A 15746-nucleotide genomic window follows, 5' to 3' on the forward strand; every position below is an offset into this window, starting at 1 on the left:
GGCGCAGGGGACGGTGGGGCGAAAGTCCCGAAAGGGGTGGGTCCATGGTCCTGTCGGTACCCCTCCGTAGACTGGGCCCGTGAGTGAGCACCGCGACCAGTTCGACGAGTCCGAGCCGTCCGACAAGTCCGACGAGTTCGGCGAGTCCGACCCGTTCGACGACATCGTCGCCTCCGAGACCGACCGAGACCCCGACCTGGCGGTGATCGAGGCCGGCAGCCGCACCCTGCGCGCGCAGGCCGGTTCGCCCCAGGGTGACCCCGTGCCCGCCCGGCCCGCCGACCCGGAGGTGGACAGGGCGCTCCGTGAGGTCGAGACCGAGCTGTCGACCCGCTGGGGCGAGACCAAGCTGGAGCCCTCGGTCACGCGTATCGCGGCGCTCATGGACGTCCTCGGCGAGCCCCAGCGCGCGTACCCCTCCATCCACATCACCGGGACGAACGGCAAGACGTCCACGGCCCGGATGATCGAGGCGCTGCTGGCCGGGTTCGAGCTCCGCACCGGCCGGTACACCTCGCCGCATGTGCAGACGATCACCGAGCGCATCAGTCTGGACGGCGCCCCGATCTCCGCCGAGCGGTTCATCGAGACGTACCAGGACACCAAGCCGTACGTGGAGCTGGTCGACGCCCGCGAGGAGTATCGGCTCTCCTTCTTCGAGGTCCTCACCGGAATGGCGTACGCGGCCTTCGCCGACGCGCCGGTGGACGTGGCGGTCGTCGAGGTCGGCATGGGCGGCACCTGGGACGCGACCAACGTGATCGACGCGCAGGTCGCCGTCGTCACCCCGATCGACCTGGACCACACCGACCGGCTCGGTGGGACCCCCGGCGAGATCGCGGGCGAGAAGGCGGGGATCATCAAGCAGGGCGCGACGGTCGTCCTCGCCCAACAGCCGGTGGACGCCGCCCAGGTCATGCTGAAGAAGGCCGTCGAGGTCGACGCGACGGTGGCCCGTGAGGGCATGGAGTTCGGTGTCGTCGCCCGCGAGATCGCGGTCGGCGGCCAGCTGCTCACCCTGCGCGGGCTCGGCGGCGAGTACGAAGAGGTCTTCCTGCCGCTGCACGGCGCGTACCAGGCGCACAACGCGGCGGTCGCCCTCGCGGCCGTCGAGGCCTTCTTCGGGATCGGCGCGGAGCACGCCCGCACCCTGGACAACGACACCGTCCGCCGCGCCTTCGCCTCGGTGTCCTCCCCGGGCCGCCTTGAGGTCGTCCGCAAGTCCCCGACGGTCGTCCTGGATGCCGCGCACAACCCGCACGGCGCGCGCGCCACGGCCGACGGCGTCAGCGAGTCGTTCGGCTTCTCCCGGCTCATCGGCGTGGTCTCCACCAGCGCCGACAAGGACGCCAAGGGCCTGCTCGAAGCCTTCGAGCCGATCTTCGCCGAGGTCGTGGTGACGGCGAACTCCAACCCGCGTGCCACGGACGTGGACGCGCTCGCGGCCATCGCCGTCGAGGTCTTCGGCGAGGACCGGGTGGTCGTCGAGCCCCGTCTGGACGATGCCATCGAGGCCGCGATCACCCTCGCGGAGGAAGAGGGCGAGTACGCCGGCGCGGGTGTGCTCGTGACCGGTTCGATCTTCACGGTCGGCGACGCCCGGCTGCTGCTGGGAAGGCGCTGAATCCGATGCGTACGCTCTGTGCCTCGACGCTGATCGGCGAGTTCTTCGTGATCGGCTTCGCCGGGCTCGTCGCCATGAAGGACGACAGCCTGTCGACGTCCACGGTCTGGTGGGTCTGCGGCGTCGCGATGCTGCTGACGGTGCTGCTGTGCGGGATGCTCACCCGCCCGGGCGGGGTCCAGCTGGGCTGGGCGCTGCAGATCGGGCTGGTCGCCAGCGGTTTCTTCGTGCCGACGATGTTCTTCCTCGGCGCGGTCTTCGCCGTCCTGTGGTGGGCCTCCTGCCACTACGGCGCGAAGATCGACGAGGTGAAGGCGCGCTGGGCCGCCCAGGCGGAGGCCGCGGAGGCCGCGGGCGCCGCGGGACCCGAGCCGGAAGCGAGCTAGGAGGCCGGGGCGCCCGGACGTCGGCCCCCCGGCAGCCGGGGCGCCCGGACGCCGGCCCCGCGGCTGCGGAGGGCTTGACGCTGCGTAATCGGCGGCGGTCCGGGCCCTGTAGCCTCTGAGTCCCGCACACCGGATTTGAAGGAGTCCCCACCGTGAGCCAGCGCACGCTCGTCCTGCTCAAGCCCGACGCCGTCCGCCGTGGCCTGATCGGCGAGATCATCGGTCGTATCGAGCGCAAGGCCGGCTGGACCATCTCCGCGCTCGAACTGCGCGAGCTGAGCCAGGAGACGCTGGAGCAGCACTACGGCGAGCACAAGGGCAAGCCCTTCTACGAGCCGCTGATGGGCTTCATGCAGTCCGGCCCCGTCGTCGCCCTGGTCGTCGACGGCGAGCGCGTCATCGAGGGTCTGCGGACCCTCGCCGGCCCGACCGACCCGATCGCCGCCACGCCCGGCTCCATCCGTGGCGACTACGGCACCATCGTCCGGGAGAACCTGATCCACGCCTCGGACTCCGAGGAGTCCGCCGCGCGCGAGCTGAAGATCTTCTTCCCGGGTCTCGTCTGACCCACCCGGCTGACCCGGTGTCAGCCGAACAGCGCCACCACCTGGGGCGACCGAACGAATTTCGGTCGCCCACAGGCATATGAACGTCACTTCCGGGAACGGATCGCCGCGTCCTACCGTCACCTATACAGAGGTGGACCACCGCGCGCGGCGCCGAGTGGGCGGCACTACGATGGAAAACTCCACGCCGTACCACCCCGCAGCACCTACCACCTCGCCTACCTGAGAAGCCGTCAACGCTCCGATTGGGAAGGCTCGACGCATCCTCATGGGAAACAAGGGGAACTCAATGTCGTTCATCGGCCGTGACATGGCTATCGACCTAGGTACTGCCAACACGCTGGTGTACGTCAGGGGTCGCGGCATCGTCCTGAACGAGCCGTCCGTCGTCGCGATCAACACCAACACCGGCGGGATCCTCGCGGTGGGCGCCGAGGCGAAGAAGATGATCGGCCGGACACCCGGCAACATCGTCGCCGTCCGCCCGCTGAAGGACGGCGTGATCGCCGACTTCGAGATCACCGAGCGCATGCTCCGCTACTTCATCCTCAAGATCCACAAGCGCCGCTACCTGGCCCGCCCACGGGTCGTCGTCTGCGTGCCCTCCGGCATCACCGGAGTGGAGCGCCGCGCCGTCATCGAGGCCTCCACCCAGGCCGGCGCCCGTCAGGTGCACATCATCGAGGAGCCCATGGCCGCGGCCATCGGCTCGGGCCTGCCGGTCCACGAGGCCACCGGCAACATGGTCGTCGACATCGGCGGCGGCACCACCGAGGTCGCCGTGATCTCGCTCGGCGGAATCGTCACGGCACAGTCCATCCGGGTGGCCGGCGACGAGCTCGACAACGCGATCATCCAGCACATCAAGAAGGAGTACTCGCTCCTCCTCGGTGAGCGCACCGCCGAGCAGATCAAGATCACCATCGGCTCGGCCTACGACCTCGACAAGGACGAGCACACCGAGATCCGCGGCCGTGACCTCGTCTCCGGTCTGCCCAAGACCGTGGTCATCTCGGCCGCCGAGGTCCGCAAGGCCATCGAGGAGCCGGTCAACGCGATCGTCGACGCCGTGAAGACGACGCTCGACAAGTGCCCGCCCGAGCTCTCCGGTGACGTGATGGACCGCGGCATCGTTCTCACGGGTGGCGGCGCACTGCTGCGCGGCCTGGACGAGCGGCTGCGCCGCGAGACCGGGATGCCGATCCACATCGCCGAGGACCCGCTGGACTCGGTGGCGCTGGGCTCGGGCAAGTGCGTGGAGGAGTTCGAAGCCCTCCAGCAGGTCCTGGACGCCCAGCCCCGCCGCTAGGTCGATAACAAGTGCGCAGCACTTCACTTCGATTCGGCTGTACGGGTGGCAAGGCCCCCCGTACAGCCGATCGTTGATATAGCGCCACAAACCGCACGGAACAACCGAACCCAGAGGAAAGGCACGGCCGCCGCACGTGAGGGACACACGAGAGAGCCGGCTGCTCCTGGTGCTGCTGATCGCCATCGCGTTCGCACTGATCACGGTGGACATCCGCGGCGGCGCGGAGTCACCGGTCGACGGTGCCCGGCAGGCAGCCGCCGCGGTCTTCGGACCTGTCGAGAACGGCGTCGCGGCGGCCGTCGATCCCATCGGCAATGCCATAGGGGCGGTACGTGACTCGGGCGAGCGGCACGATCGCATCGCCACCCTGGAGCGCGAGAACGCCGCCCTCAAGGCCAAACTCGGCAGCGACGACCGTAACCGCAGCCGCCTGCGCGAGCTCGACACGCTGCTCAAGACGGCCGGCGCCGGCCAGTACGGCATCAAGGGCGCCGAGGTCATCGCCATAGGAGCGGCCCAGGGCTTCTCCTGGACCGTCACCATCGACGCCGGCGCCGACGACGGCATCGAGCGGGACATGACCGTACTCAACGGCTCCGGTCTGGTCGGCCGCGTCACCACCGTCGGCCCCTCCACCGCGACCGTGCTCCTCGCCAGCGACCCCGACTTCACCGTCGGCACCCGCATGGAGAAGTCGGACGAACTCGGCTTCGCCACCGGCCAGGGCAACGGACCGCTCCTGGTCCAGCTGCTCAACGGCAAGGCGAAGGTGAAGAACGGCGACCGGCTCGTCACGTTTGGCTCGCAGGCGAACAAGCCCTTCGTGCCCGGCGTCCCGGTCGGCGAGGTCGTCCGCGTCGACCCGCTCGGCGGCGGCCTCACGCGCAACGTCTACGTACGCCCGTACGTCGGCTTCTCCAAGCTCGACATCATCGGCGTCGTGGTCCAGGCCCCGCGCACCAACCCGCGCGACACGGTCCTGCCGCCCAAGCCGAAGCCCGCGCCGACCGTCACCGTCACGGTCACCCCGCCGCCACCGGAGGGTGAGCAGCAGGGCGAGCAGCCGCAGGGCCAGGTGCAAGGCCAGGTGCAGGGGGAGCAGCAACCAGGGCAGCAGCAGCCAGGGCAGCAGCAGCCGCCGGGATGGCAGCAACAGCAGGGGCAGAAGCCCGAGAACGAGCAGCAGGGGGACTGAGACGTGAAGTTCAACCGGATCCTGCTCTCCACCGCGCTCGTCGTCGTCGCCCTGGTCGTCCAGGTCTCCGTCCTCGCGCGCCTCCAGCTCCCCGGCGCGGTACCCGACCTCGTCCTGCTGACCGTCCTCGGCCTCGCCCTGGTGTACGGCCCGGTCAGCGGCTCCCTGATCGGCTTCGGGGCCGGCCTCCTCTCCGACCTGGCCCCGCCCGCCGACCACGCCGCCGGCCGCTACGCCCTGGTCCTCTGCGTCATCGGTTACGTCGCCGGGCTTGCCCGTCCCGACAACGGCAAGCTCAAGTCCGCCAGCGGCCCGATGGCCGTGGTCGTCGCCGCCGCGCTCGGCTCCACGCTGCTGTACGCGGGTGTCGGCGCCCTCGTCGGTGACACCGCCGCCCGCCATGTCGGCCTCGGCTTCCTGCTGTTCACCGCGGCCGTCTACGACCTCCTGCTCGCGCCCTTCACCGTGCCGCTGATCATGGCCCTGGCCCGGCGCGCGGAGAACGACCCGCTCGCCGCCGACAGCTCGGGCGGAACGGATGTCGCCTCCGGCTGGCTCAGCTCGGGCACCGGCCTGCAGATCGGCACCCAGCGCGGTGGCCTGCGCGTCAAGGCCGCCCGGACCAGAGCCGCACGGGCCGGACGCATCAAGGGAGTCAAGCGACTGTGACCGAGCGACCGTGACCGAGGGGGCAACGGCAGCATGAGCAACATCCCGGAGACCGGGCGGACCCCGAGGGTCCAGACCCGGCTGATCGTCATCCAGATCCTCGTCGTCTCCCTTCTCCTCACCCTCGGCGGACGCCTCTGGTACCTCCAGATCCGCAACGGCAAGGAGTACGCGGACGAGGCCAGGAGCAACAACATCCAGCAGGTCGTCCAGCCCGCCGTCCGCGGCGCCATCCTCGACGCCCGGGGCGTCCCGCTCGCCGACAACGAGACCCGGCTCGTGGTCTCCGCGTCCCGCACCGACCTGATGAAGATGAAGGACGACGGCAAGGCCGTCCTCACCCGACTCGCGGGCGTCCTGGGCATGCAGCCCAAGGAGGTCATGGACAAGGTCCGGCTCTGCGACTCCAAGACCCCGAAGCCCTGCTGGAACGGTTCCCCCTACCAGCCGATCCCGATCACCGACGAGGCCACCACGCAGCAGGCCCTGCGGATCCGGGAGAGCACCGAGGACTTCCCCGGCATCACCGCCGAACTCACCGCCGTACGCCGCTACACCGCGCCCGGTCAGGCCCGCACCGCCCAGGTCCTCGGCTACCTCTCGCCCGTCACCGACGAGGAGATCCAGAAGGCCAAGGACACCGACTCGCCGCACCTGCGCTCCGACCAGGTCGGCCGCTCCGGCCTGGAGCGCACCTACGACAAGGAGCTGCGCGGCAAGGCGGGCGTCACGTCCTACGAGGTCGACAAGATCGGCCGGGTCATGGGCCAGACCGAGGCCGAGCCGGGCGTGCCCGGCTCCACCCTCGTCACCAGCATCGACGCCCGGGTCCAGTCCGTCGCCGAGTACGAGCTCCACCAGGCGATGAAGACCGTCCGGGGCGAGACGGACAAGATCACCGGCCGTAAGTACGAGGCGGATTCCGGCGCCGTCGTCGTCATGGAGTCGAAGACCGGCCGGGTCGTCGCGATGGCGTCCCAGCCCGACTACGACCCCAACGCCTGGGTCGGCGGCATCTCCGGCAAGGACTACGCGCAGCTCACCAGCAAGGACTCCAACTACCCGCTGCTCAACCGGGCCATCCAGGGCCAGGCGCCCGCCGGCTCCGTCTTCAAGGTGGTCTCGGCGAGCGCGGCCGTGCGCGCGGGCTACGACTTCAACGACAAGTACCTCTGCAGCAGCTCCTACAGCATGGGCAACCGGAGCTTCGCGAACTTCGAGTCCAAGGGACAGGGCCCCATCACCCTCGGCGACGCCCTCAAGTTCTCCTGCAACACCGTCTTCTACCGTCTCGGCCACCAGGAGTGGCAGCGCGACGGCGGCCTCAAGCCGAACAAGGACGCCCAGGACTGGTTCTACCGGACCGCCCGCGACTACGGATTCGGCGCCGAGACCGGCATCGACGTGCCGAACGAGGTCAAGGGCCGCATCCCGGACCGTCAGTGGAAGCAGAGCTTCTGGGAGGCCAACAAGGACTCCTGGTGCAAGCAGGGCAAGAAGGGGGGCACGTACGTCGAGCAGATCGCCTACGAGAGCTGCCTCGAAGGCAACCAGCTGAAGGCCTTCGACAGCATCAACTTCGCCATCGGTCAGGGCGACGTCCTCATCACCCCCATCCAGCTGGCCACCGCCTACGCCGCCATCAGCAACGGCGGCACCCTCAACAACCCCACCATCGGCAAGGCCGTGATCAGCCCCGACGGCAAGCGGATCGAGGAGATCGCGCCCAAGCCCCACGGCAAGCTGCCGGTCGACGCCCAGACGATCCGGGACCTCGACAAGGGCCTGCGCTCGGTCGTCGAGCCCGGCGGCACCGCCGCCTGGCGGTTCGGCGGCTGGCCGCAGGACAAGATCCCGATGCGGGCCAAGACCGGTACGGCCCAGGTCTACGGCAAGCAGACGACCTCCTGGTTCGCGACGTACACCGACGACTTCACGATCGTCATGACGATCTCCCAGGGTGGTACGGGCTCCGGCGCCTCCGGCCCCGCCGTGCGCAACATCTACGACGCCCTCTACGGCCTCGACGACGAGGGCAACCAGGACCTCAAGCGCGCCCTGCTGCCCAAGCCGCAGTCGACGCTGCCGAAGGTCCAGCCCGACGGCTCCATCGACGCCCCGGACGTCAAGGCGTACGACCCCAAGTCCCAGCTGGTCGACCCGGAGAAGAAGGCCGACGGAGAGCAGCCGCTCGCGGGCCCGCCCTCCAGGACTGGAGACTGAACCGATGACCGCACCTCACGGCTTCTCCGTCTCCCGGTACGCCCCCGAGCGCGGCACACTGGCGAAGCTCACCGCCCGCGACTCGGTGGTGCGCCGGCTCGACTGGCCGATCCTGCTCTCCGCGCTCACCCTGTCCTTCATCGGCGCGCTGCTCGTCTGGTCCGCCACCCGCGGCCGCACCGAGCTGAACGCGGGCGACCCGTACGCCTTCCTGTTCCGGCACTCGCTCAACACCGGCATCGGGCTCGTCCTGATGATCGGCACGATCTGGCTCGGCCACCGCACCCTGCGCGGCGCGGTCCCGATCCTCTACGGCATCTCGATCCTGCTGATCCTCGCCGTCCTCACCCCGCTCGGCGCGACCATCAACGGCGCGCACGCCTGGCTCGTGATCGGCGGCCTCTCGCTCCAGCCCAGCGAGTTCGTGAAGATCACGATCATCCTGGGCATGGCGATGCTGCTGGCCGCCAAGGTCGACGCCGGTGACCAGGTGCACCCGGACCACCGCACCGTCGCCAAGGCCCTGCTGCTCGCCGCGCTGCCGATGGCGATCGTCATGCTGATGCCGGACCTCGGCTCGGTCATGGTCATGGCCGTGATCGTGCTCGGCGTGCTGCTCGCCTCCGGCGCCTCCAACCGCTGGGTCCTCGGCCTCATCGGCACCGGAGTCGCCGGCGCGGTCGCCGTCACAGCGCTCGGTCTGCTCGACGAGTACCAGATCAACCGCTTCGCCGCCTTCGCCAACCCCGAGCTCGACCCGGCGGGCGTCGGCTACAACACCAACCAGGCGCGCATCGCGATCGGCTCCGGAGGCCTGTACGGCGCCGGGCTCTTCAACGGCCACCAGACCAGCGGCCAGTTCGTGCCCGAACAGCAGACCGACTTCATCTTCAGCGTCGCGGGTGAGGAGCTCGGCTTCCTCGGCGGCGGACTCATCATCGTGCTGCTCGGCGTCATCCTCTGGCGGGCCTGCCGGATCGCCCGCGAGACGACGGAGCTCTACGGCACGATCGTCGCGGCCGGCATCATCGCCTGGTTCGCCTTCCAGTCCTTCGAGAACATCGGCATGGCGCTCGGCATCATGCCGGTGGCGGGCCTGCCACTGCCGTTCGTCTCGTACGGCGGCTCGTCGATGTTCGCGGTGTGGGTGGCGATCGGGCTGCTCCAGTCCATCAGGGTGCAGCGGCCGATGACCGCCTGATCCGGGACCGACGCGGACTCCCCTTCCGTTCACTTCCCGTCTAGATTCGATTCATGGCGGAGACGAAGCGCGAGATCGAGCGGAAGTACGAAGCCACGGCCCGGACGGAGCTGCCCGACCTGACGCGGGCGGCGGGGGTCGCCTCGGTCGTGGACCGGGGCGACACGGAGCTCGACGCGACGTACTACGACACGCCGGGCCTACGCCTGGCGGCGGACTCGCTCACCCTGCGCCGCCGCACGGGCGGCGAGGACGAGGGCTGGCACCTCAAGTTCCCGGTCGCGTCCGGGATCCGCGACGAGATCAGGGCCCCGCTCTCGGAGAACCTCCCCAAGTCGCTGGCGGCCCTGATCCGCTCCCGCACCCGCGCCGAGTCCGTCGTCCCCGTCGTCCGCCTCCGCTCCTCCCGCGCGGTCCGTCACCTCGTGGACGAGGAGGGCACGCTGCTGGCGGAGGTCTCCATCGACACGGTCCGGGCCGACCGCCTCCCCGCCGGCCCCGACACCTCCTGGACCGAGATCGAGGTCGAAGTCGCGGACGACGCGGACCCCGAGATCCTCGACGCGGTCGAAAAACGTCTGAAGAAGGCGGGCATCAGCCCGTCGACGTCGTCGTCGAAGCTGGCAAGGGCGCTGGAGGAGACGGGGGAGGCGGCAGTCCGAGCCGAGCCCGTGGTGGGGGAGACCGACACCGCAGGTGCCCGCGTCCTCGCGTACGTACGGGAGCAGGTCGACGCGATCGTCGCGCTCGACCCCGCAGTCCGGCGCGACCTCCCCGACTCCGTGCACCAGATGCGCGTCGCCTGCCGACGCCTCCGCAGCGCCTTCAAGAGCTACCGCAAGGTCCTGGACCGCACCGTCACCGACCCCCTCGGCGACGAGCTCAAATGGCTCGCGGGCGAACTCGGGTTCGCCCGCGACCAGGAGGTCCTCAACGAACGCCTCCGCGCCCGCCTCGACGAACTCCCGCGCACCCTCGCTCTCGGCCCCGTCCGCGCCCGGCTGCGGATCTGGAACAACGCCCACGGCGGCGGCGCCCGCCGCAAGACCCTCGCCGCCCTCGACTCCGCCCGCCACCTCGCACTCCTCGACGCCCTCGACACGCTCCTCGCCGACCCGCCGCTCCGCAAGGCCGCCCACGACGACGCCGAGTCCGTCCTCGCCCGCGCCGTACTCAAGGACTACGACCGCCTCGCCACCCGGGCCGACCACGCCCTCGCCCTGCCCGCGGGCCACGACCGCGACCTCGCGATGCACGAGGCCCGCAAGGCCGCCAAGCGCGCCCGCTACGCCGCCGAGGCCGCCCGGCCCGCCCTCGGCAAGCCCGCCAAGCGCTTCGCCAAGCGGATGAAGGCCGTCCAGACCGTCCTCGGCGACCACCAGGACAGCGTCGTCGCCCGCGACGCCCTGCGCGACCTCGCCATCCAGGCCCACGCGGCCGGCGAGTCCGCCTTCACCTGGGGGCTCCTGCACGGCCAGGAGGAGGCCGCCGGCGCGGCCGGCGAACGCGAGTTCCCCGAGGTCTGGGCCAAGGCCTCGGCCCCGAAACTGAGGGCGCCACTCACCCACTGAGCAACGGGTACGCTTGAGAGTCGCCCCCTGCCAGCTCACGAAGGTTCGAGATGTCTGCTGCCGAGTCTGTCTTCCCGCAGCTCGAAGCTCTGCTCCCGCACGTGCAGAAGCCGATTCAGTACGTCGGTGGAGAGCTGAACTCCACGGTCAAGCCGTGGGAGTCCGCCGACGTCCGCTGGGCACTCATGTACCCGGACGCGTACGAGGTCGGTCTGCCCAACCAGGGCGTCATGATCCTCTACGAGGTACTGAACGAGCGCGAGGGCGTCCTGGCCGAGCGCACGTACAGCGTCTGGCCGGACCTCGAAGAGCTGATGCGGGAGCACGACGTCCCGCAGTTCACCGTCGACAGCCACCGACCGGTCGGCGCGTTCGACGTCTTCGGCCTGAGCTTCTCCACCGAGCTCGGCTACACCAACATGCTCACGGCCCTCGACCTGGCGGGCATCCCGCTGGAGTCCAAGGACCGCACCGTCGACCACCCGATCGTGCTCGCCGGCGGCCACGCCGCCTTCAACCCCGAGCCGATCGCGGACTTCATCGACGCGGCGATCATCGGCGACGGCGAGCAGGCCGTCCTCGACATGACCGAGATCATCCGCGCCTGGAAGGCCGAGGGCCGCCCGGGCGGGCGCGAGGAGGTCCTCCTCCGGCTCGCCAAGACCGGCTCGGTCTACATCCCGGGCTTCTACGACGTCGAGTACCTGCCCGACGGCCGGATCGCCCGCGTCGTGCCGAACCGCTCGGGCGTGCCGTGGCGGGTGTCCAAGCACACCGTCATGGACCTCGACGAGTGGCCGTACCCCAAGCAGCCGCTGGTCCCGCTCGCCGAGACCGTCCACGAGCGCATGTCCGTCGAAATCTTCCGCGGCTGCACCCGCGGCTGCCGTTTCTGCCAGGCCGGCATGATCACGCGCCCCGTGCGGGAGCGAAGCATCACCGGCATCGGCGAGATGGTCGAGAAGGGCCTCAAGGCGACCGGCTTCGAGGAGGTCGGCCTCCTCTCGCTCTCCTCCGCGGACCACACCGAGATCGGTGACATCGCGAAGGGCCTCGCGGACCGGTACACGGACGACAAGATCGGCCTGTCGCTGCCGTCGACCCGCGTCGACGCCTTCAACGTCGACCTGGCAAACGAGCTGACCCGCAACGGCCGTCGCTCCGGTCTCACCTTCGCCCCCGAGGGCGGCTCCGAGCGCATGCGCAAGGTCATCAACAAGATGGTCTCGGAGGAGGACCTGATCCGTACGGTCTCCACCGCGTACGGCAACGGCTGGCGCCAGGTGAAGCTGTACTTCATGTGCGGCCTGCCCACCGAGACCGACGAGGACGTGCTCCAGATCGGCGACATGGCGGTCAACGTGATCGCCAAGGGCCGCGAGGTCTCCGGGCAGAACGACATCCGCTGCACCGTCTCCATCGGCGGCTTCGTCCCGAAGCCCCACACCCCGTTCCAGTGGGCCCCGCAGCTCTCGGCGGAGGAGACGGACGCGCGGCTGCAGAAGCTCCGGGACAAGATCCGCGGCGACAAGAAGTACGGCCGCTCGATCGGCTTCCGCTACCACGACGGCAAGCCCGGCATCGTCGAGGGCCTGCTCTCGCGCGGTGACCGCCGGATCGGCGCGGTCATCCGCGCGGTGTACGAGGACGGCGGCCGCTTCGACGGCTGGCGCGAGCACTTCTCGTACGACCGCTGGATGGCCTGCGCCGAGAAGACGCTGCCGGACATGGGCGTCGACGTCGACTGGTACACCACGCGCGAGCGCACCTACGAGGAGGTCCTGCCCTGGGACCACCTGGACTCGGGCCTCGACAAGGACTGGCTCTGGGAGGACTGGCAGGACTCGCTCGACGAGACCGAGGTCGAGGACTGCCGCTGGACGCCGTGCTTCGACTGTGGCGTGTGCCCGCAGATGGACACGCAGATCCAGATCGGCCCCACGGGCAAGAAGCTGCTGCCGCTGACGGTCGTCAAGTAGCCGCGTAACACTCCGGCGACGGCCCGGCGCGAGGGGAAACCCTCGGCCGGGCCGTCGCGTCATTCCCAGCATGAACATGGAGAAAGCCGGTCCCCGACCCGAACCGGAGGGCTGCCTGACGGTGGCGATCAGGATCCCGATCCGGATCGTGGTGCTGGTGATCGTCGTCCCCGTCCGGATGGTCTGGGACGTCCTGGTGGTCGCCGCCCGCGCCCTCGACCGAACGGTCCTCCGCCCGACGGGCCGCGCGCTGACCTGGCTGGGCAAGGCCCTCTTCGTCCGGCCGTGGGTCTGGCTGTGGCGTCAGCTGGTGCTCCCGGCCGTCCACTACGGGCTGGTGATCCCCGCCGTCTGGCTGTACGGCCACGTCCTGACCCCCCTGGGCCGAGCCCTCGCCACCACCGCCCGCCGGCTGGGCATGGTGTTGTTCGTGTGGCCGTGGGTGGGGCTGTGGCGGTACGTGGTCGTGCCCGTGGCCCGGTACGGGTTCGCCGTGCCCGCCGTCTGGCTGTACCGCGAACTCCTCACCCCGCTGGGCCACGCGCTGGTCTGGTTCCTCACCCGGCTGGGCTGGGGCCTCGGCATGGTGTTGTTCGTGTGGCCGTGGGTGGGGCTGTGGCGGTACGTCGTCGTGCCGGTCGCGCGGTACGGGATCGGTGTCCCCGCCGCCTGGATGTACCGGTGGATCCTCACCCCGATCGGCGCGGGACTCGCCTTCCTGGCTCTGGGGCTGTGGCGGTACGTCGTCGTCCCGGTGGCCCGGTACGGAGTCGCGCTGCCGACGATCTGGCTGTACCGCCAGGTCCTTACGCCACTCGGCCACGGCCTGGCCTGGGTCTTCACCGGCCTCGGCCACGGTCTGGCCTGGGCGTTCACCGGGATTGGGCGGGTGCTTCGGTGGGTTGGGATGGCGGTGTTCGTGTGGCCGTGGGTGGCCGTGTGGCGGTACGTCGTCGTGCCTGGCGTTCGGTACGGGGTCGTCGTGCCCCTCGGGTGGCTCTGGCGGCGGGTGCTCGTGCCGGTCGGGCGGGAGGTTCTCGACGCGCTCCGGGTCTGCTGGCGTGTCGCCGGATTCATCTCCCGGGCCGTCGGGCGCGCCCTCAAGTGGGCCGCCTGGAATCTCGTGGGCCGGCCCACCGCCTGGGTCTACCGAAGCGTCTGCACACCCCTCGGGCACTGGGTCCGTGACCAGGTCTGGGCCCCCGCCAGGAAGGCCGCCGTCGGCGCCGGCCGGGTCGCGCGGGAGGCGCTCGCCTCGGCGCGCGCGACCGTACGGCAGACGCGCAAGGACGCGTGGCGCGCGCTCGTCGGCGCACCCCGGATGCCCGAGCCCCGGGAACCGGTGGTGGCCGCTACGCGTACTCTGGGTAGTACAACAACCGCCTCCGGCGCGGCGCCCACCCCCGAGACCTCCCTGCGAAAGCCGGGGTGAGCCGGTCGGGCCCCCCAGAGGCCACCCGTCTGTTCGAGGGCGGCGCGGCACCCGCGCCCGCCCCGCACCGAGGAGAAGAACCACTGGGCAAGCGACAGCCCGAAGGCCCGCCGCCCGCACCGGCGGTGCAGCGCATCCGACTGCGCTACACCAAGCGCGGCCGCCTCCGGTTCACCAGCCACCGTGACTTCCAGCGCGCCTTCGAGCGCGCGCTGCGCCGCGCCGAGGTGCCCATGGCGTACTCGGCCGGCTTCACCCCGCACCCCAAGGTGTCGTACGCCAACGCCGCCCCCACGGGTACGGGCTCCGAGGCCGAGTACCTGGAGATCGCCCTCACCGAGGCGCGGGACCCGGAGACTCTGCGGGTGCTGCTCGACGAGTCGCTCCCCGCAGGCCTCGACATCACCGACGCCGTCGAGGCCCGTACGTCGGGACTCGCCGACCGGCTCACCGCCTCCGTGTGGGAGCTCCGGCTCGACGGCGTCACCTTCGAGGACGCCGAGAAGGCCGTCGAGGCCTTCCTCGCCGCCGAGACCGTGGAAGTACAGCGCAAGACCAAGAACGGCATCCGCACCTTCGACGCCCGCTCCGCCGTCGCCGACCTCGTCGCCGACCGTCCACAGGCGCGTCCACAGCCTGATAGGCCCCTGGACAATGCCTGTGCGATACTGCGGCTGGTTGTTCGGCACGTGACACCTGCCGTGCGACCCGACGACGTCCTGTCCGGTCTCCGAGCTGTGGCCGACCTGGCGCCGCCGGTCCCCGCAGCGGTGACCAGGCTGGCGCAGGGGCTCTTCGACGAGGAGTCCGGCACGGTGACCGACCCGCTCGCGCCCGACCGCGAGGCAGTCACGGCCGCTTCACCCACGGCCGCCGCGACCGCCTCAGCGACGGCGCCGGGTACCGGTTCCGCGTAGGGAGCGGTCGTTGTAGCGCAGCCCTGGCACTCGGGAGCCACCTGGGTCGGGCCGCGCACTGACCAGGAGACTTTCGCCAGGCCGTCCGCAGAACGCGTACGGAACCGGCGAGCCAGACATCAGCTCCCGTGCGGCGCCCGCGCCCCGGACGGCGGCACCGCGCATCGTGCGCGATCGTGCCGCCGGACCGGACCAAGGCGCGGCGCCCGGGGGCGTGACGGGAGAACCGCCCGCATGCTCGAGCAGCACGAAGAAAGCAACGAGAACAACAACGCACCTGGTGACAAGCTGCCGCCGCGCCGCAGGCGCCGCGCCGCTTCCCGCCCCGCCGGTCCGCCGGTCGCGGCGGAGGTCACCGAGACCGTGGCCGAGGTCGTCGTGGAGACGCCGGCCACCACCCCGGCCGCCGCGCCGGAGCCCGTGGAGGAGCCGGCCGCCCCCGCCCGCACGCGTCGCCGTGCCACGCGGAAGGCCACCGCCCCCGAGCCGGTCGCCGAGACCGTCGAGACTCCCGCCGTGGTCGAGGAGGCTCCGGTCGAGGAGCCCGCCGCCCCCGCTCGTACGCGTCGCCGTGCGACCCGTAAGGCCACCGCACCCGAGCCGGTCGCAGAGCCGGTCGTGGAGACCGAGGTCGTCGAGACCCCCGCCGTGGTCGAGGAGGCTCCGGTCGA

General features: G+C 70.7%; 12 protein-coding genes and 1 pseudogene. All 13 read left to right on the forward strand.

What is annotated here, in order from left to right; translation table 11 throughout:
- Positions 1-79: 79 nt before the first annotated feature.
- Positions 80-1624: a bifunctional folylpolyglutamate synthase/dihydrofolate synthase gene (locus Q5762_RS18840; RefSeq protein WP_399495202.1), complete on the forward strand. Its 1545-nt coding sequence runs from the start codon at positions 80-82 to the stop codon at positions 1622-1624.
- Positions 1625-1629: 5 nt separating this feature from the next.
- A complete protein-coding gene (locus tag Q5762_RS18845) occupies positions 1630-2010 on the forward strand; it encodes a DUF4233 domain-containing protein (protein ID WP_315893306.1) in 381 nt (126 codons plus the stop codon).
- A 152-nt stretch (positions 2011-2162) separates the two neighbouring features.
- Positions 2163-2576 carry a nucleoside-diphosphate kinase gene (ndk, locus tag Q5762_RS18850; protein WP_315893307.1) on the forward strand — a complete coding sequence of 138 codons (414 nt, stop codon included), beginning with the start codon at positions 2163-2165 and terminating at the stop codon, positions 2574-2576.
- Positions 2577-2865: 289 nt separating this feature from the next.
- Positions 2866-3885: a rod shape-determining protein gene (locus Q5762_RS18855; RefSeq protein WP_030317599.1), complete on the forward strand. Its 1020-nt coding sequence runs from the start codon at positions 2866-2868 to the stop codon at positions 3883-3885.
- A gap of 136 nt (positions 3886-4021) precedes the next feature.
- Positions 4022-5083: a rod shape-determining protein MreC gene (gene mreC / locus Q5762_RS18860; RefSeq protein WP_315893308.1), complete on the forward strand. Its 1062-nt coding sequence runs from the start codon at positions 4022-4024 to the stop codon at positions 5081-5083.
- Between the two features lie 3 nt (positions 5084-5086).
- On the forward strand, positions 5087-5752 hold the full coding sequence (gene mreD / locus Q5762_RS18865; RefSeq protein ID WP_315893309.1) for a rod shape-determining protein MreD: 666 nt from the start codon (positions 5087-5089) through the stop codon (positions 5750-5752).
- A 33-nt stretch (positions 5753-5785) separates the two neighbouring features.
- On the forward strand, positions 5786-7975 hold the full coding sequence (gene mrdA, locus Q5762_RS18870; protein ID WP_315893310.1) for a penicillin-binding protein 2: 2190 nt from the start codon (positions 5786-5788) through the stop codon (positions 7973-7975).
- A gap of 4 nt (positions 7976-7979) precedes the next feature.
- Positions 7980-9176: a rod shape-determining protein RodA gene (gene rodA / locus Q5762_RS18875; RefSeq protein WP_315893311.1), complete on the forward strand. Its 1197-nt coding sequence runs from the start codon at positions 7980-7982 to the stop codon at positions 9174-9176.
- Between the two features lie 53 nt (positions 9177-9229).
- Complete coding sequence (locus Q5762_RS18880) at positions 9230-10747, forward strand: CYTH and CHAD domain-containing protein (protein WP_315893312.1); 1518 nt, start codon at positions 9230-9232, stop codon at positions 10745-10747.
- Positions 10748-10797: 50 nt separating this feature from the next.
- Positions 10798-12726 (forward strand): TIGR03960 family B12-binding radical SAM protein, encoded by a 1929-nt coding sequence (locus Q5762_RS18885; RefSeq protein ID WP_315893313.1) that lies wholly within the window; start codon positions 10798-10800, stop codon positions 12724-12726.
- Between the two features lie 70 nt (positions 12727-12796).
- Positions 12797-14158, forward strand: a complete 1362-nt coding sequence (locus Q5762_RS18890) for a hypothetical protein (protein ID WP_315893314.1) — start codon at positions 12797-12799, stop codon at positions 14156-14158.
- Positions 14159-14283: 125 nt separating this feature from the next.
- Entirely contained in the window at positions 14284-15075 is a 792-nt protein-coding gene (locus Q5762_RS18895; RefSeq protein ID WP_315893315.1) for a TIGR03936 family radical SAM-associated protein, read from the forward strand.
- A 234-nt stretch (positions 15076-15309) separates the two neighbouring features.
- Positions 15310-15746, forward strand: a pseudogene (locus tag Q5762_RS18900) (ribonuclease E/G); the annotation flags it as partial.

Source organism: Streptomyces sp. P9(2023) (genome assembly GCF_032436795.1).
In the GTDB taxonomy this organism is placed as follows: domain Bacteria; phylum Actinomycetota; class Actinomycetes; order Streptomycetales; family Streptomycetaceae; genus Streptomyces.

Excerpts from the sequence above, each read along its gene's own strand:
- Q5762_RS18845 (WP_315893306.1), top strand. The coding sequence starts at position 1,630 with ATGCGTACGCTCTGTGCCTCGACGCTGATCGGCGAGTTCTTCGTGATC.
- Q5762_RS18855 (WP_030317599.1), top strand. The coding sequence starts at position 2,866 with ATGTCGTTCATCGGCCGTGACATGGCTATCGACCTAGGTACTGCCAAC.
- mrdA (WP_315893310.1), top strand. The coding sequence starts at position 5,786 with ATGAGCAACATCCCGGAGACCGGGCGGACCCCGAGGGTCCAGACCCGG.
- rodA (WP_315893311.1), top strand. The coding sequence starts at position 7,980 with ATGACCGCACCTCACGGCTTCTCCGTCTCCCGGTACGCCCCCGAGCGC.
- Q5762_RS18880 (WP_315893312.1), top strand. The coding sequence starts at position 9,230 with ATGGCGGAGACGAAGCGCGAGATCGAGCGGAAGTACGAAGCCACGGCC.
- Q5762_RS18885 (WP_315893313.1), top strand. The coding sequence starts at position 10,798 with ATGTCTGCTGCCGAGTCTGTCTTCCCGCAGCTCGAAGCTCTGCTCCCG.
- Q5762_RS18890 (WP_315893314.1), top strand. The coding sequence starts at position 12,797 with ATGAACATGGAGAAAGCCGGTCCCCGACCCGAACCGGAGGGCTGCCTG.